Source organism: Bacillus sp. FSL W8-0645, assembly GCF_038007905.1.
In the GTDB taxonomy this organism is placed as follows: Bacteria; Bacillota; Bacilli; order Bacillales; family Bacillaceae; genus Bacillus; species Bacillus pumilus.
In genome coordinates this window covers 3,529,273-3,546,750 of record NZ_JBBOYC010000001.1, presented here as the reverse complement: position 1 = coordinate 3,546,750, position 17,478 = coordinate 3,529,273, and the positions used below count along the sequence as shown (strand labels likewise).

Sequence of the window (17,478 nt, the reverse complement as noted above, 5' to 3'; positions counted from 1 at the left end):
CTCCTTTAATACACATAAATGATTACTTATATTACCAAAAAGTTCGCGTTTTTCAAAGATGGATCAATAAAAAAATACAATTTTATAAAAAATAGGTCACTCTACAGTCTCTTTAAGAGGAGACACATATGATAAACATAGTTTGAAAGAGACCGAGGTGAAAACTTTGACAAAAGTAACTGTCATTATGACGAGCTACAACAAGGCGGCTTACGTCGGCAGATCGATTGAAGCGATTTTGCAGCAGACGCTGTCAGATTTTGAACTATTTATCATGGACGATGGTTCAAACGAAAAAACCCTTGCCGCGATTGAGCCCTTTCGCAAAGATCCCCGTGTTCATTTTATCCAAAGTGGTGTCAAATCGCTGGAGGAGAGAACAGCGAAAACCCGATACGCCGTCCTCATTAATCAAGCATTAGAACTAGCAAAGGGCGAGTATATTTCCTATGCCACAGATGACAATGTCTATGCCCCGGACCGTTTAGAGAAGCTCACACATTATCTAGATGCTCGACCAAGTGAAGATATTGTCTATTCTGCATCGAAAGTAATCTATCTAAATAGCAATAAAGATCCAGTAAAGGAAACGATTCGACCTGCGCAAACGGTGCAATGGAATGCACCTTGTGCCATAGATCATTGCTCGGTCGTTCATCGTGCTTCTATTTTAACAAAAATTCATACTGAATTTGGGTCTTACTGGGACGAGAGTCCGCATTTTTATCGAATAGGGGATGCCCGGTTCTTTTTTCGATTAAATCATTTTTATCCGTTCTATCCCTATGATGAAGTTTTAGATACAAATTACATCACAGAACAGTCGATTCACTATCAATTGGCGGAAGAAGAGAAAAGTGCCTTTATTCAAGCACTTCCTGAGCAGTCTACCTGCTGGGAGCTCCGCCATATATTAAAACAAAGACATGGGAGGTGACCTGAAGTGTCGCACTATATTCATCATTATTGGCAGGTGTACTTTGAGTATGTGAATCTCATGAAGGAATTGTCCTATCAACAAATTCCTCTTGGGTTGATCAGCAATTTCTATCAATATATCAGTCCTGAAGTAAGGGAACGTATGGAGGATGAAGCATTCGGTCAAGAATTGACAACCGATTGTCCATTGCCGGAAGAGATTCAGCCATTTTTTGATCAACATAAGCAGCAGATCAAGCGTATTGCTTATCGTCCGGCGAATGGAAAGGTCTTGCTTCACTTTGAACATCTGCGTTTTACTGAACAAAATTACACGCGGTTCCATCCGAGTCAAACGGTGGTGCTTGCTCGCTGGAAGAAGGCAGATTATTTCGGTTTACCGGTCATCAGCAAGCCGGAATTAGCAGGAGAGGTTAATAAAGAAGCCCATGCTGAATATATTGAGAAAGTAAATGCTCTCCTTAAACCTTACGCAAAGCATCCGGTCTTTGGCAATGTCTTTTTTAGAGAAAAGCTTCGGAAGGACATTGTGCAATTTATTGATGTGATTGACCAGACAGAAGTGCTATTTCAGATGGAGCCAATTGCAGCCATCATTGTGGGGACAACAGAGGATGCTTACAGCCGCGTACTTGCACTGCAAACTGTGAAACGCCAGCTCACGAGTATCTGTCTTCAGCACGGCGCACTGATGGGAGACGAAGCCTTTTTGCCGATTTTCACGACGTGCCACGGGGTGTTTGGAAAGTATGAAAAAGACTGGTATGTAGACAAAGGCTGTCAGCCGGAACAGGTGGAGATCACAGGTCATCCGAGGTTTGATTTGGTGAAGGATCGAACGCCGCTTCAGCAGGAACTCATTTTTCGTAAATTGAACTTCAATCCTGCCAAAAAGACCGTGCTTGTGGCAACGCAGCCGTTTTCAGAAGCCTTCTATGGTGATGTGCTTAAAACGATTGCAAAACGGAAAGATATTCAGTTGATCATGAAGCCGCATCCGTGGGAAATTGCCCGCAACCGATTAAATGAGTATGTGTCCATTGAACGAGCAGGAAATCATGTGAGATTGATTAAAAAAGAGATCGACTTGTATGACCTATTGCCATATATGGATATGGTCATTACGCTCACATCAACCGTCGGTCTTGAAGCGATGCTCTTTGAAAAGAGTGTGCTGATCGGGAAAATGACAGAAGGCAGAAGATACCCTTATTACGAGTCGCTTGGCAGCTATCATATGAAAAACCCTGTTGAACTGGCTGAGAAAGCCATTCGTATTTTGTCGGATGATCAAGAGATGAAGCTGGCAAAGAGGCAAGGAGCTGAGTTCATTAAACAACATTATCCGCATGCGCGATCGACCGATGTTCTGCTTTCTCTGCTTCAAACAAAAACAGGTGTGGATTTTCAGAGATGAAGATAGGGGTGTGCAAGCGATATGGAAAAAAAGAGAGAACAATTTCTTCCTTATGCCCTGCCGTTGATTGAGCAGGAAGAAATTGACGAAGTCATTGGAACATTAAAATCCGGCTGGCTGTCAACCGGACCAAAAGTCAGACAGTTTGAAGAAGAGTTTCGGCAGCTGACCGGTGCAAAACATGCGATCGCTGTCAATTCATGTACGGCTGCTTTATTTTTAGCCTTAAAAGCTAAAGGGATTGGAAATGGGGATGAGGTGATCACAACGCCTCTGACATTCTGCGCAACAGCCAATACGATCATTCATACAGGGGCAGCACCTGTATTTGTCGATATTGACCCAGCGACACTCAATCTCGATGTAGAGAAACTAGAAGCGGCGATTACACCACACACAAAAGCGATTGTCCCTGTTCATTTTGCTGGTCAATCGTGCGATATGGAACGGATTTTAGCCATTGCCAAAAAGTACGATCTCTTTGTGCTTGAGGATGCCGCTCATGCTCTGCATACAACGTATCACGGGCAGCCGATTGGTTCGATTGGTGATGCGACTGCCTTTAGTTTTTATGCGACGAAAAATATAGCGACCGGAGAAGGCGGCATGCTGACGACAAATGATGATGCACTTGCCGCTCGAATCAGAAGACTAGCACTCCATGGGATGAGCAAGGGAGCATGGAATCGTTATGGAGAAAAAGGAACGTGGTACTACGAGGTCGAGGAACCTGGCTATAAAATGAACATGTTTGATGTGCAGGCATCGTTAGGGCTTGTTCAGCTAAGCCGTTTAGATGATATGCAGGCACGGAGAGAACAAATTGCGAAAGCATACAATCAAGCATTTCAAAAGGAAGCAGGGCTGATCCTGCCGCCAGTCCATCAAGAGGGAAGACATGCATGGCATTTATATGTACTGCAAGTGGACCCGAAAGAAGCATTCATCACACGCAATGAGCTGATTGATCAGCTGCAAAAGGACTTTAAAATCGGCACGAGTGTTCACTTTATCCCTGTTCATGTGCATCCATACTATCAACAAACCTACCACTATTCACCAGAGGATTTCCCTGAGTCACTCGCGTACTACAAGCGAACCCTCTCACTGCCTCTTTATCCCAGTATGACAGATGAAGATGTGCAGGATGTCATCACTGCGGTGCTGTCTATTTTAAAAGAACAGAAGGCATCTTCATGAAGACCGTTCATGCAATAGACGATCAGGTGCTGTCCGCTTGGATTGAGAAATACGGTCAACAAATTGAACAAATGAAAGGCTTCAAACAGTTTGGTCTTGTCAGTGGCGCCCAGCTCAAAGCACTGCTGTTATATGACTGGTCAAAATGGGAAAGCGGCATATTTGATCAGCATATTTTTCATGTGAAGTTTGCGGAAGCTGAGTCAGCTTCTGCTTTTCAGGAATTGATGGAGCGCTTCATCAATTGGATGAGAACAGAAAAATGCGATTTTTTCTTTTTACGTCTTGAAGCGGCGGATGTTGAAAAAAACCGCATCGTCCAAAAGCTGTCACATGTGTACTATGTGGGCGGTCTCACTCGTCTTGAAGCGCCGCCTGTTCACTTGGAAATGCCATCAACAGGTGAAGATGTGATCATCAGTCTGCCGAATGAAAAGGAATACGATGAGGCGGTGTCACTCGCTTATCAGGCTTTTGTGAAAAGCCGGTATGCCCTCGATCCATTTTTAGACCAGAATGTCGTCCAGCATTTCTATCAAGAATGGATGAGAAATAATGTGCTCGGACGTGCAGATATCAATATCGTAGCAAAGGTGAACGATGAAGTCGTGGGCTTGATACAAGGGATGACCAAGGGCGATGAGCTGGCGCTTGAGCTGTTTGCGATTAGACCGGATGTACAAGGAAAAGGGATCGGGAAAAAGCTGTTTATTGAGATGATGAAGGTCTCTTATGAGAGAGGGCATCGTTTTATTTCTGCCGGAACACAGCTGCATAACACAACCGCCATTCAGCTGTATGAAAAGATGGGATTTAGAACAACAAATGCCTTCTTGTATTACCATGTATGGCCGAAAAAAGGAGAGAGGTAAGATGGCGCATTTCTACATTGGAGATCGCAAAGTGGGGGATGGTGCGCCTGTCTTTATCATTGCAGAGGCAGGCATTAACCATGATGGAAAGCTGGATCAGGCGCTTGCTTTAATTGATGTGGCAAAAGAAGCAGGTGCCGATGCAGTGAAGTTTCAAATGTTCCAAGCTGATCGGATGTATCAAAAGGAACCAGGTTTATACGAAACAGCCAAGGGAGAAGAGGTGTCCATTTTTTCCTTAGTCGAACAAATGGAGCTGCCGCCAGAATGGCTGCCGGTGTTATTAACCCGCTGTGAGGAAAAAGGGCTAATATTTTTAAGCACAGTGTGTGACGAAGAATCTGCGGATTTATTAAATCAAACCGATCCGAAAGCTTTCAAACTGGCATCCTATGAAATCAATCATTTGCCTCTTTTGCGACATACAGCTTCTTTTCAAAAGCCCATCATTTTCTCAACAGCCGGGGCCACTATTGCAGATGTTCATGAAGCATATGAGGCGGTTACAAGCGTGCAAAACGATCAGGTTGCCATCATGCATTGCGTCGCAAAGTATCCAGCACCTAGAGCTTACACGAATCTTCGTGTGCTCCAAACCTTAGCCTCCGCTTTTCCTGAGGCAGTCATCGGCTTTTCCGATCATAGTGAGCATCCTACTGAAGCCCCTGTTGCTGCTGTGAAGCTTGGGGCAGCCATGATTGAAAAGCATTTTACGATAGATAAGACGCTGCCTGGCGCCGATCATTCCTTTGCGCTCGATCCCGAAGAATTAAAGGAAATGGTTCAGCATATTCGAGCGGCGGAAAAGGACCGAAATCAATCAGAAACAGACGCTCATTCTGTGTCAGAGGAGCTCCTTGGCAGTTCTTTTAAAACGACAACAGCCATTGAAGGGCAGATTCGTGAATTTGCGTATCGAGGGATTTTTACGACAAAAGATATTGCAAAGGGCGAGACATTGACCGAAGAAAATCTAGCCGTATTACGTCCAGGACAAAAAAGCCAAGGTCTGCATCCGCGGTACATGGAGATTTTAATTGGCGTCAAGGCTGTCAGAGACATTCCAGCCCATACAGGGGTTTCGTGGAAAGATGTGCTCATGCAGGAGTCTACAAATGATCAATGATGTGCTCTTTGTCATACAGGCTAGAATGGGCTCAACAAGACTGCCAAAAAAGGTGATGAAACCAATCGGTGGTATGGCGTTGATCGATTTTATCGTTGAACGGGTAAAGCAATCAGCTTATTATAATCACAAAACGCAGAACCTCATGATCGCCACAACAGTCGAAGCAGAAGATGATCTATTGGCTCATTATTGTTTATCAAAGGGCTATAAGGTATTTCGTGGCAGTGAGATGGATGTATTGCAGCGATTCGCAAAGATAGCTCAACATTTTGAACCACAAACCATTGTACGTTTAACGGGAGATAATCCATTTATAGATCCAGCGCTTTTGTCGAAAATGCTTGAAGAACATAGACAGAAGAAGGCTGATTACACGTATACGACTGGAATGCCACTCGGTATTTCCGGGGAAATGATCAACGCAACTATTTTACGTAAAATCGACAATTTCCCCCTTACGCAGCCGGAGCGTGAGCATGTCACGCTGTATATCCGAAAGCACCCTGAGCAATTTCAACTGCAATTATTCACATCGCCCAAAGAACTCGCATATCCTGCTTATCGATTCACGATTGATACAGAAGAAGATTATGTATTTGCCACCCGTTTACTTGAAAAAGCCGGTGGGTCTAATGCAGTGCCTACAGCTGAGCTCATCACCATTTGTGAACAAGATCCTAATATGGTTCGGTTGAATCAATTTGTGAGACAGAAGGATGTTGAATGAATAAAAAAATCATGATTGTTGTGTACGGTGGTTTTTTAAGAGGAATGGGGCATATCGTTAGAATGAAACGTCTGGCAAAGGAACTGATTCAAGAAGGAAACGACTTATATTTCTATACAAATGAACAGATTTGTGTAGAAATGCTCTCGCATCCAGCATGGCACGTTCATTTGGTGCAGGAATCAAACGTATTCCTTCAAATGGAGCAGGACATAAAAGAGCTAAATCCTAATCTTCTGCTAATCGATGTCCTTGATTGTGACCTTCAGTTCCTTCGATCGATCAAAGCGTCCTCCAGAAATGCAAAACTGGTCTTATTTGAAGAAGAAAGAACAGAAGCTTGCCAGCTTGCTGATGCTGTCGTAAACGGCATTTATGGTGGACTAGATGAAAAGCACCTGCAAGTAAATGGAACGGACTACTTTTATGGAACACCTTATTTATTGTTAGATCACGAGATCAGCAAATTAAAAGACACATATGAGGTTCGCAAAGAATGTAAGAAGGTGGTGATCAGCCTTGGGGGCAGTGATCCAGGCGGATTATTATTAAAGGCTGTATCAGCATTTCTCGAAGCAGGCCATTTACACATTCTAGCGGTTACAGGAAAAGCCTCTCGCATCGAAGAAGAAATCGAGGCTGCACATATTCAATTCATTCGTCATACGGATCAATTACCTACCCGTCTTGCAGAAGCCGATCTAGCGATTGTTGCTGGCGGGATGACGTTATATGAGGCCGTTTGTATCGGAGTGCCCAGCATTGTCCTTTCGCAAGTAGACCACCAAGCAGTAACAGCCACTCGTTTTGCACAAGAGGGAGCCTGTCACCATCTTGGATTAGGTAGCCTTGTGGATGAAAAGGATATATGGCGTGCTGTTCGAAGGCTGTCCGGCAGCTACTTTCTCCGCAGGAGCATTCATCTCAATGGACGGTCACTCATTGATGGAAAAGGAACCGAACGAGTGAAAAACATTCTTATACACCTCATGAATCATCACCAAAAAGAACATAAGGATGTGTAGATGTGAAGGGAGTTATTTTAGCAGGAGGAAAGGGATCACGACTGGCACCTTTAACAAAGATTTTCAATAAGCATTTATTGCCGGTTGGCCCATATCCGATGATTTATTGGTCATTGTTCAAATTAAAAGAAGCGGGAATATTGGATGTAATGGTCATATCACAAGCAGAACAAATCCCGCTGTTTCAAAAGCTACTTGAAGGCGATCAGGAATTAGGGATGAACATCGTGTATCAGGTCCAGCCCGAAGCTTCTGGAATTTCAGACGGCTTATCCTACGCAAAGCCCTTTGTAGAAGGGGAAAAGTTTGTGCTCATGCTTGGTGATAATGTATTTGAGGATTCGCTAACCCCTTTTGTTGAAGCCTTTCAGCAGCAAGAAAGTGGTGCGAAGGTTCTGTTGAAAGAAGTGGCAGATCCAAAGCGGTTTGGCATTGCAGAAATTGATGCCACCCACCACCGAATTGTATCAATTGAGGAAAAACCGGAGTATCCGCGTTCATCCTACTGCGTCACGGGCATCTATTTTTATGATCAAGAAGTCTTTCAATATATTGAGAAAATCTCGCCGTCAGATCGAGGCGAATTAGAGATTACAGATGTAAACAATCTCTATATCTCAAATAGCCAGCTGACCTATGATATGTTAAAAGGGTGGTGGATTGATGCAGGAACACATGAATCTCTCCACCAAGCATCGACGAAAATGTTTGAAACGATGAAGAAAAAAGAGGGATACGAATGACGAAGTCTTATTTCATTACAGGCGGAGCGGGATTTATTGGACTGAATTTTGTGAAGCTGCTGCTTCAGGAGACAGATGTCCGGCTCACTGTTTTTGACAAGTTAACATATGCTAGTCATCCAGAGGAGATGGATGAATTATTAAAGCTGTCTCATTTTCGTTTTATTCAAGGGGATATCACCCTTCAACATGAGCTGGATCAAGCGTTTGATGAAGTCTATGATGCTATCATTCATTTTGCAGCGGAATCCCATGTTGATCGCAGTATTGAATCGGCAGAGCCCTTTATTCAAACCAATGTCCTCGGTACCTATCGTATGCTGGAGGCAGTCTTAAAGGGCAAGGCGAAAAAACTTATTCATATTTCAACAGACGAAGTATATGGAGATTTGGAACTGAATGATCCGGCTTTCACAGAACAAACACCACTTTCACCGAATAATCCTTATTCAGCAAGCAAGGCAAGCTCAGACCTGCTTGTAAAATCTTATATCCACACTCACCAATTACCCGCAATGATCACACGATGCAGCAACAACTACGGACCGCATCAGCATGAAGAGAAATTAATACCGACGATTATTAGAAAAGCAATCAATGGAGAAAAAATCCCGATTTATGGAGATGGCCAGCAGATTCGCGATTGGCTGTATGTAGAGGATCATGCGAGAGCTGTAAAGCAGGTCCTTGAAAACGGAACAGCTGGGCAGGTGTACAATATCGGCGGTGGCAACGAGAAAACGAATCTCGATTTGACCAAAACCATTCTGACGCAGCTCGGGATCAGTCATGACCGTATTGCGTTTGTTGAAGACCGTAAAGGACATGACAGACGGTATGCGATTGACGCCAGTAAGCTAAAACTGGAGCTTGGCTGGACGCAGGAGACGTCATTTGAAGCAGGTATTGAAAAAACGATCAATTGGTATCGTGCCAAATATGATCAGAGCGAAGAAGGGTGACCGATGAAAGTTTTAATCACCGGTGCAGGCGGGCAACTAGGGAAGGAATTGAGCAGACAGCTTAAGGAGAAAGACATCACCGTCATTTCCTTAACGAGGAGCATGCTCAATATCGCAGATCAGCAAGCAGTCAGACATGCGATGAGACACTTTCGTCCTAATATTGTTGTCAGTGCAGCAGCATATACCTCAGTAGATCAGTGTGAAACAGAAACGGAAAAGGCGTATCTTGTTAATGGCATTGGCGCCTACTATACAGCGCTGGAGGCAAAGAACGTAGGGGCTGATGTGTTACATGTCAGTACAGATTATGTGTTTGACGGGCAAGCAGACACGCCTTACCAAGTCGATGCACAGCCAGATCCTCACACCATTTATGGAAAAAGTAAAAAGCTTGGTGAGGAATTGATTCATCTTGTATCAGACGAAGTGAAAATCATCCGTACATCGTGGCTATACGGACATGAGGGACATAATTTTGTGAATACCATCCTTCGGCTCGCAGAAACAAAGGATCATTTGCGCATCGTGAATGACCAAATAGGCTCACCTACTTATACAAAAGATGTCGCAGAGGCCATCATTCATTTATTTGATCAACAGGCAGGAATTTATCATGTCAGTAACCGAGAAAGCTGTTCCTGGTTTGACTTTGCGTCAGAAATTGTGACAAAAAGCGGCCTGTCTACGACCATTGAGCCAATTTCCACAGAAGAGTACGGCTTCCAAACACCTCGTCCAGCCTATTCTGTGTTAGACCTTCAAGCGATTGAAGCCACAGGCTGGAAGCCGAGACATTGGAAGGATGCGCTTCACGAATTTTTGCAGAAAGAAGGGAGATGGCATCAGCATGATTGATGGTGTACAAACGAAAAAACTCATGAAACATTGTGATGATCGCGGCTTTTTTGCAGAGCTCATTCGAGATGATGAGCCCATGCTGCAACATTTTGGGCAGGCATCGTGGTCGAAAAGCTTTCCAGGTGTGATCAAAGCCTTTCATTATCATGAAAAGCAAGATGATGTTTGGTTTTTCCCAGCAGGTCATGCTCAGGTCGTTTTATACGATTTGCGTGAGGACTCTCCTACAAAGGGTCAAACCGATGTGTATTATATGGGGGAAGACAATCCAATGCTGCTCCTCATCCCAAAGGGTGTCGCACATGGCTACCGGGTACTAGGCGAGACGCCGCTGCAAATTGTCTATTTCACGACAGAATCCTATGACCCGAAAAACCCAGATGAAAAGAGAATTGCATGGAATGACGAGACAATCGGATTTGATTGGGAAACGACATTTAAATAAAGAACAGAGGCCTTTCGCAGGAGAAAGGTCTTTTTTGATTGAATTCAAGGAGAATGAGTTGATACAGCCTTACATTTCTTAGTAACACGTTCACCTTTATAGCTGACGAAGCTAATGATACAACCAACAAGAGTGATCAATGCACATACCAGCCCTACCATTATTTAGTTTTTTTACATTTCGTATGATAAGTATTATCATAAAATACTTTTCAAATGGAACGATTTTTGGATAGGAGAGGTACGAATGAAAATCATCGATGTTGATGTGCATATTTTAAATGAATTGAAAGAAGATGCCCGCTTATCTATGAGGGAATTGTCCAAACGAGTCAATTTATCCGCACCTGCGGTAGCAGAACGAGTGCGTAAATTAGAAGATGCAGGGATTATCGAAGGGTAATCGGTTCAGGTTAACTATAAAAAATTAGGGCTTATGATTGACTGCCTGCTGGAAGTCACAGTGCTAAACGGGGAGTATCAACGTTTTGTGGCTTTTATGAATCAGCACCCACGCGCTTTTTTTGCTTATCGAGTGGCAGGGCAGTCATGCTTTTTCATTAAGTTGTCAGTCGCTTCCCTTGAAGAAATTGAAGCCTTTATTCAAGCAGTGTCTGGATTTACAAAAACCGTATATCATATTGTCTTGTCAGAGTACTCTTTTTCTCATCCCATTCAGGAACGTGTGAAACCAATAGAAGAGCCAGAAGTGACCGTGGTGAAATAAAAAAGGACCTGTCTCAGGTCCTTTCAGCGTGTAGACAAACCCTCGCATTCGTTGTCAGGTCTGCGCGCTGGTGCTCACGAATGTTCAATTCGCTCCGCAAAAGTAGCTGCCCTTCCTAGACTTCAAAGGTTTTCTATCACGCTGAAAAGAAGACAATCAAGTGCATATATCCAGTAATCAGCTGCCCTGAAGTAGAGATAGATACATGAAGGTCGTTAGCAACGTTTGGCAAAAGTCCCATAATGACACATTCAGTCATGCCAATCGAAAACGCACCGAGCGTTAAAGCAAAAATAGCGATAGGGAAGTTTTTCATGATGTGATCACCCTTCTAAAAAAATACATAAAAAGGCCTCGGAAAGATCCGAAGCCTTAAGAGTTTATCATACATGAAAATAAGACGCCAGCTGCTCGTTTGCTAATCGGTTTCCGACAAAGAAGGAACCAAATTCGCCGTAGCGTGCACTGACTTCATCAAAGCGCATTTCATAAACCAATTTTTTGAATTGAAGCACATCGTCAGAGAAAAGAGTGACGCCCCACTCATAATCATCAAAACCGACGGAGCCTGTAATGATCTGCTTTACTTTACCAGCATAGCTGCGGCCGATTAAGCCATGGCTTCTCATGAGTGATTTACGCTCATCCATAGAGAGCATGTACCAGTTGTCATTGCCGGAACGTCTTTTATCCATTGGATAGAAGCATACGTATTGAGAAGAAGGGAGCTCTGGGTATAGACGCGCACGTACATGCGGGTTCTCGTAAGGATCTCCGCCATCTCCGCCTCCTGCTAAGTAGTTGCTGAGTTCAACAACTGAAACGTACGAATAAGCTGGGATCGTAAATTCTGCTAGTCGTGTCTTGTTGAATTCAAGTTCAATTTCACCCAGTTCTTCCATGGTTGGACGCAAAATCATGAGCATAATATCTGCTTTTTGGCCGACAATACTATAGATTGTTTGGCTTCCAGCCTTATCGTGCTCAGCTGTTTTCCATTTTTCTAATAGACCTGTGAATTCATGAAGAATCGCTTGGCGCTCATCACTTGTCAGCAGCTTCCAAGCTGTCCAGTCAAAGGTTCTAAAATCATGCAGTGCATACCAGCCGTCTAGTGTTTGAGCTGCTTCATTGGTTGTATGTTGTTCGCTCATTTATTTCACTCCTATTTACAGTTTTCCATCTGTTCCAACTATAACATAGTTTGTCCAAATGAAGATGTGATCAAAACTTGAACGACGAAGTCAGCTTTTATGGAAATTGATTAAATTAGTTTGAAAAATAAGAATTTAATTTGTAAGCGCTATAATGTAAGTTGGTAGTTTGAATTTAAGTAGAAGAAGAGTATGCTTAAAAGAGAACGCTTTTTTTGTAAAATCAAGGAGGGTATATAAGTGGCAGATATTTTTTCAACAGTTCAGGAAAAGGTTGCAGGTAAAGGAGTCAAGATCGTTTTTCCTGAGGGAATGGACGAACGCATTCTAACAGCCGTTCAAAAACTAGCAGATGGCAAAGTCTTGCAGCCAATTGTTGTAGGTAAAACACAAGAAGTTGAAGCAAAAGCAAAAGAATTAGGTCTTACACTTGATGGTGTTGACGTGTATGATCCTCATACATATGAAGGTTTTGAAGAGCTTGTACAAGCTTTCGTAGAAAGACGTAAAGGCAAAGCAACAGAAGAGCAAGCAAGAAAAGCATTACTAGATGAAAACTACTTCGGTACGATGCTTGTGTACAAAGGTCTTGCAGACGGACTTGTGAGCGGTGCAGCACACTCAACTGCTGACACAGTACGACCAGCACTTCAAATCATTAAAACAAAAGAAGGCGTAAAGAAAACATCTGGCGTCTTCATCATGGCTCGTGGCGAAGAGCAATATGTGTTTGCTGATTGTGCAATCAACATTGCACCAGATAGCCAAGATCTAGCTGAAATTGCGATCGAAAGTGCAAACACAGCCAAAATGTTCGACATCGAACCACGTGTGGCAATGCTTAGCTTCTCTACTAAAGGCTCAGCAAAATCAGATGAAACAGAAAAAGTTTCTGAAGCAGTTCGTATTGCAAAAGAAAAGGCACCTGAGCTTGTACTTGATGGAGAATTCCAATTCGATGCAGCTTTCGTTCCTTCAGTAGCAGCGAAAAAAGCACCAGATTCCGTCATTAAAGGCGATGCTAGCGTATTTGTTTTCCCTAGCCTAGAAGCTGGAAACATCGGCTACAAAATTGCACAGCGCTTAGGTAACTTTGAAGCTGTAGGTCCAATCTTGCAAGGCTTAAACCAACCAGTAAATGACCTTTCAAGAGGCTGTAATGCTGAAGACGTTTACAACCTTGCACTTATCACAGCAGCTCAAGCACTATAAAATAGCATCTCGGCTAAAGCAGTCAGCGCGATAGATTCGTGCTGGCTGTTTTTTTATTTTGGACAAATGTGTACAATATAGAAAGAAAACAATCTGATCGTAGATAAAGCCGATAGGATGGGCAGGTGCTAAAATGGAGGATTTAATACATAAGCTTCAGCATAAGGTCGCTTTTTTAACCGATGCACAGAGGAGAATTGCAGATTATATCGTACAACATCCAATGGAGGTCGCTTTTTTAACTGTCGATAAATTGGCGTCAAAAGTCGGGACGAGTACAGCAACCATCATGCGCTTCTCTGCTGCTGTGGGGTATTCTGGTTTTTCTGAGTTTCAAAAAGAGCTTCAATCAGCGATGAAGCATAAAGCTGACCCTCAAACAAGACTTGAGGCGAATCTCAAGCATTCAAATAAGAGTAAGCTCCTGCATAACCATGTAGAATTGCAATTTCAAAATATCCAGTACGCATTGGACAATATCACGGAAGAAACCTTTCAGCAAATTGTTGGGAAAATAGCCAATGCGCGCCACGTTTTGTGTACAAGTGTCCGAAGTGGAAGACCTGTTGGCGAATACATGTCGTTAGGAATCAATCGGCTATTGGGGAATTGCCAGTATATTGATGCAGATCAAAGTGACTGGGTGGATGATTTGGTTCATTTCAACTCGAGTGATTTCATTATAGCGGTCAGCTATCCGCGTTATGCAAAGCGTATGAAGGATTTGATGGAAGCAGCAAAGTCTTATGGGGTGGAAGTCCTTTTAATTACAGACAGCTACAGCTCTCCACTAACTAAATATGCACAATATGTATTACCGTGTTCCTCAGCAAGTGTAGGCTCTCATAACTCTGTCGTATCTGCTATCTTTATCGTCGATTTCATCTTAAGTGCATTAGCGATGAATGATCCTGAAAGAACAAAACCACGTTTAGATCAAATCAATCATATGTTAACGAAAATGAGTTATCACACAACACAATAGTCGTGTGGGGACTCATTTTTTATTTTTTGAAAGCGCTTTACTAATTAAAAATGAGATGGTATGATCATATCACAAAAGTAATGTATATTACTTTAAATAAATTAAATGTAATGAATATAACTCAAAGGGGATGATGGAAACAATGAGTACTGTTCATTTCGTGTCAAATGATCTTATAGCTAGGGCAAGAAAGCTTAACTCGACCTTGCTGTCAGACGTGATGGGATGCACCGGCGCGATGGATCATCAAATCAAACCAGTTGCGAGAGGCATGAATGTAGTCGGCACAGCTTTTACCGTGAGCTTACGGCCAGGAGATAATCTGTTTCTTCACCAAGCGATTTATTCTGCACAAGTAGGCGATGTACTCATCGTTGATGGGAAAGATCATAGGGGTCACGCATATTTAGGAGAATTGATGGCTAGTTCAGCAAAAGCTGTTGGAATAGAAGGAATCGTGATCGACGGTCTTGTCCGAGATAAAGTCGCTTTAGAGGAATTAGCTTTTCCAATCTATAGTAAGGGGTTCACGCCGAATGGACCTTTTAAGGATGGTCCTGGTGAATTGAATGAAATCATCTCGTGTGGAGGGGTCAAAGTATCACCAGGTGACTTGGTCGTTGCAGATGATGATGGAGTAGTGATTGTCCCGAAAGAGAAAGCAGAAGAGATGCTGTCACTAGCTGAAGAGAAACTAGCGTATGAAAACCACAGATTAAAGACCATTCAACATTATATGAGCGAAGGAAAGCAGGATATCAGTCTCTTAGCGCCTGCATGGCTAGAGGGCAGAATGAAAAAATTCCAGGGATAGGGGAATCTGTGATGAAGATAGGCTTTATCGGTTATGGGGAAGCTGCATATGAGCTGTCAACGGGATTGAAAACAGAAGGATTAGATCATTTTTATGCGTATGATGTACTATTACAGAATGAGAAACTTGCTGGAACAATGAAAGAAAAAGCAGCCCGCACAGGCGTCGAATTAACAAGTAATGTGAGTGAAGTCATTGGAAAATCTGATATTGTTATTGCGGCTGTGCCAGCGAATAAAACCTTAGAAGTGGCTCAATCCGTATTAGATAGTTTGAAAAAAAATCAAGTATATGTGGATGTGTCGGCATCAACTCCAGATATCAAAAAACAAGTGGCAAACGAAATTGAAAAGCAAGAAGCTCTATTTGTAGATGTTGCCATGCTAGGATCTCTTCCAGTTAACAAACACAAGGTTCCAATCACTGCTAGCGGCAGTGGAACAGATCGATTCATTGAATTAACGAAAGAATACGGTATGAATATTACAAAAATCAGTGATCAGCCAGGAGATGCCTCAGCCTTAAAGTTAATAAGAAGCATTTATATGAAAGGGATTGTCGGTTTACTCATTGAATTTTTGGAAATTTCTAAAAAATATAATGTCGAAGATCAAGTGATTTCTTCACTAAGCGAAACGCTGGACAGCAAAAGTTTTGAAGAGACGATGAATCGTCTTGTGACAGGAAGTGCATTACATGCAAAAAGACGAGCGGTCGAACTACTTGGCTCTATTGAAATGCTGGATTCAGCTCATATTGATGCGAGCATGTCCCGGGCAGCACAACAGAAGCTAGAGAGATTAGCAGACTTTCAATTCGTTGAACGGTTTAATGGGGAAAAACCAGCCAGCTGGGAAGAAGTCATTGACGTGATGCAGCAAGGGTGATGTTTGTAAGCGCTTTATTAAAATAAGGGGAGGCGAAGAAACGACATGGGTTTTATTGCATTGATTGTATTCATAGCCGTCATCATTATATGGAATGTCATCGTGAAACGAAATATGGGAGAAGCCATGCTATTAGGCTTTATTGCAACCACTTTGTTTGGCGGAATGGATGCATTAAGACTTTTCTGGGATGGTTTAAAATTTGCATCCACATATGAGGTGCTTTATGCAGCCGTTGCGTTTGTGTTCATGGCCTATTTAATCGAAAAGCTGGAATTAATTCACGCACTCTTGCGCATCCTGAATTCGGTTGTCGGCAAGCTTCCTGGGGGAGCGGCTTATATGAGTACGTTAGGTTCAGCAGTCTTAGGTGCTCTTTCAGGTTCAAATTCTGCAAACACAGCTGCCACTGGCTCTATTACGGCTTCTTGGATGATTAAATCAGGATGGAGCCGAACCCATACGGCCACGATTCTAGCCGGAAATGGCGGACTTGGAGCCGCGCTGCCGCCAAACTCTTCCATGTTTATCATGCTGGGCTTTGCACCAGTTGCAGCTCTTGTCTCTGAAGGTGATTTATATATTGCTCTTTTAATAGGAGGACTGTATCAAGTCGTATACCGGTTTATTTTGGTGTATATTATGGTGAAAAAGAATAAAATCCAAGCGATGCCGCCAGATGATATTGTTCCCTTTAGAGAAGCTGTGAAACAGGGATGGAAATCGATTTTTATTTTTTTCGGTGCCTTGATCCCTATCATCATCACAATTGGTCCGCTGGCAAACTACTTAAAAAGTAATCCAAACATTGGACCAGAGGCAATGGATCAAATTTCTTTAATTACGTGGATTCCGATTCTCATGATGCTGATTAGTTTTACAATTGGAAGAAAAAAGGCGTTTGCTTTAGATTGGTCTAAGTTTTTCAAATCGGCCATTCCTAAGTTTACAACGATCGGTGCCTTGATGCTGTTTGCTGTTGCTGCTAGTCAGGTGCTTGCTGAATTAGGACTCGCAGAAGATTTGACGCAAATCACGTCAGTACTTGCCATTCCGAAGTGGCTCATGGTGCTCATTGTTGGTGTTCTTGTCACGCTGGTGGCTGGACCATTATCTTCAACTGCCACATTAACAGCTGTTGGGCTTGTCTCATTTTCAGCTTTAATCTCAGTCGGAGTAGACCCTGTTGTCGCTGTTGTCGCCATTCTTGCTTTTTCATCAACAGAAGGCGCTTCCCCGCCGGCATCTGGGTCAATTTTCATCGCTTCTGGTCTTGCAGGAGCCCGGCCGGAGAAAACATTTATACCGCTCATTCTTTACTATATGCTGCCGATTGTAGGAATTGGCTGGCTCATCGGAATGGGCATACTTCCAGTATAG

17 protein-coding genes and 2 pseudogenes are annotated in these 17,478 nt (G+C 43.0%); 17 read left to right on the top strand and 2 right to left on the bottom strand.

Going from position 1 to position 17,478, the window contains the following annotated elements; all coding sequences use genetic code 11:
- Positions 1-166 precede the first annotated feature (166 nt).
- The 12 genes and pseudogenes from NST39_RS18395 (at position 167) to NST39_RS18340 (ending at position 11,046) form a co-directional block, all read left to right on the top strand.
- Positions 167-937 carry a glycosyltransferase family 2 protein gene (locus tag NST39_RS18395; protein WP_341029702.1) on the top strand — a complete coding sequence of 257 codons (771 nt, stop codon included), beginning with the start codon at positions 167-169 and terminating at the stop codon, positions 935-937.
- A 6-nt stretch (positions 938-943) separates the two neighbouring features.
- Positions 944-2,356 carry a capsular polysaccharide export protein, LipB/KpsS family gene (locus NST39_RS18390; RefSeq protein ID WP_341029701.1) on the top strand — a complete coding sequence of 471 codons (1,413 nt, stop codon included), beginning with the start codon at positions 944-946 and terminating at the stop codon, positions 2,354-2,356.
- 21 nt (positions 2,357-2,377) lie between these two features.
- Positions 2,378-3,556, top strand: a complete 1,179-nt coding sequence (locus NST39_RS18385) for a DegT/DnrJ/EryC1/StrS family aminotransferase (RefSeq protein WP_268484760.1) — start codon at positions 2,378-2,380, stop codon at positions 3,554-3,556.
- Entirely contained in the window at positions 3,553-4,428 is an 876-nt protein-coding gene (locus NST39_RS18380; RefSeq protein ID WP_185107663.1) for a GNAT family N-acetyltransferase, read from the top strand. Before NST39_RS18385 ends, NST39_RS18380 begins: the two co-directional genes overlap by 4 nt.
- 1 nt (position 4,429) lies before the next feature.
- Complete coding sequence (locus NST39_RS18375) at positions 4,430-5,554, top strand: N-acetylneuraminate synthase family protein (protein ID WP_341029695.1); 1,125 nt, start codon at positions 4,430-4,432, stop codon at positions 5,552-5,554.
- Positions 5,544-6,284: a glycosyltransferase family protein gene (locus NST39_RS18370; protein ID WP_341029692.1), complete on the top strand. Its 741-nt coding sequence runs from the start codon at positions 5,544-5,546 to the stop codon at positions 6,282-6,284. The genes NST39_RS18375 and NST39_RS18370 overlap by 11 nt, the downstream gene beginning before the upstream one ends.
- Complete coding sequence (locus NST39_RS18365; protein WP_341029691.1) at positions 6,281-7,309, top strand: PseG/SpsG family protein; 1,029 nt, start codon at positions 6,281-6,283, stop codon at positions 7,307-7,309. Before NST39_RS18370 ends, NST39_RS18365 begins: the two co-directional genes overlap by 4 nt.
- A 2-nt stretch (positions 7,310-7,311) precedes the next feature.
- Positions 7,312-8,052, top strand: coding sequence for a sugar phosphate nucleotidyltransferase (locus NST39_RS18360; RefSeq protein ID WP_065097811.1), 741 nt, complete (start codon positions 7,312-7,314; stop codon positions 8,050-8,052).
- On the top strand, positions 8,049-9,014 hold the full coding sequence (rfbB, locus tag NST39_RS18355) for a dTDP-glucose 4,6-dehydratase (protein ID WP_106066989.1): 966 nt from the start codon (positions 8,049-8,051) through the stop codon (positions 9,012-9,014). Before NST39_RS18360 ends, rfbB begins: the two co-directional genes overlap by 4 nt.
- A gap of 3 nt (positions 9,015-9,017) precedes the next feature.
- Positions 9,018-9,872, top strand: a complete 855-nt coding sequence (rfbD, locus tag NST39_RS18350) for a dTDP-4-dehydrorhamnose reductase (RefSeq protein WP_113767836.1) — start codon at positions 9,018-9,020, stop codon at positions 9,870-9,872.
- Entirely contained in the window at positions 9,865-10,320 is a 456-nt protein-coding gene (locus NST39_RS18345) for a dTDP-4-dehydrorhamnose 3,5-epimerase family protein (RefSeq protein WP_341029687.1), read from the top strand. Before rfbD ends, NST39_RS18345 begins: the two co-directional genes overlap by 8 nt.
- 246 nt (positions 10,321-10,566) lie before the next feature.
- Positions 10,567-11,046, top strand: a pseudogene (locus NST39_RS18340) (Lrp/AsnC family transcriptional regulator).
- A 166-nt stretch (positions 11,047-11,212) separates the two neighbouring features.
- Here NST39_RS18340 and NST39_RS18335 read toward each other — a convergent pair.
- Together NST39_RS18335 and hemQ are read right to left on the bottom strand one after the other, a co-directional pair.
- Positions 11,213-11,362, bottom strand: a pseudogene (locus NST39_RS18335) (MFS transporter); the annotation flags it as partial.
- Between the two features lie 67 nt (positions 11,363-11,429).
- On the bottom strand, positions 11,430-12,200 hold the full coding sequence (gene hemQ / locus NST39_RS18330) for a hydrogen peroxide-dependent heme synthase (RefSeq protein ID WP_003215092.1): 771 nt from the start codon (positions 12,198-12,200) through the stop codon (positions 11,430-11,432).
- Positions 12,201-12,440: 240 nt separating this feature from the next.
- On the opposite strand from hemQ, the gene pta reads away from it, so the two are divergent.
- From pta to NST39_RS18305, 5 genes are all read left to right on the top strand, one after another.
- Positions 12,441-13,412 carry a phosphate acetyltransferase gene (pta, locus tag NST39_RS18325; RefSeq protein WP_003215086.1) on the top strand — a complete coding sequence of 324 codons (972 nt, stop codon included), beginning with the start codon at positions 12,441-12,443 and terminating at the stop codon, positions 13,410-13,412.
- Positions 13,413-13,545: 133 nt separating this feature from the next.
- On the top strand, positions 13,546-14,397 hold the full coding sequence (locus NST39_RS18320; RefSeq protein ID WP_113767832.1) for a MurR/RpiR family transcriptional regulator: 852 nt from the start codon (positions 13,546-13,548) through the stop codon (positions 14,395-14,397).
- 142 nt (positions 14,398-14,539) lie between these two features.
- Entirely contained in the window at positions 14,540-15,211 is a 672-nt protein-coding gene (locus NST39_RS18315) for an RraA family protein (RefSeq protein WP_113767831.1), read from the top strand.
- Positions 15,212-15,222: 11 nt separating this feature from the next.
- Entirely contained in the window at positions 15,223-16,098 is an 876-nt protein-coding gene (locus NST39_RS18310; protein ID WP_113767830.1) for a prephenate dehydrogenase/arogenate dehydrogenase family protein, read from the top strand.
- 45 nt (positions 16,099-16,143) lie between these two features.
- Positions 16,144-17,478: a TRAP transporter large permease subunit gene (locus NST39_RS18305; protein WP_341029682.1), complete on the top strand. Its 1,335-nt coding sequence runs from the start codon at positions 16,144-16,146 to the stop codon at positions 17,476-17,478.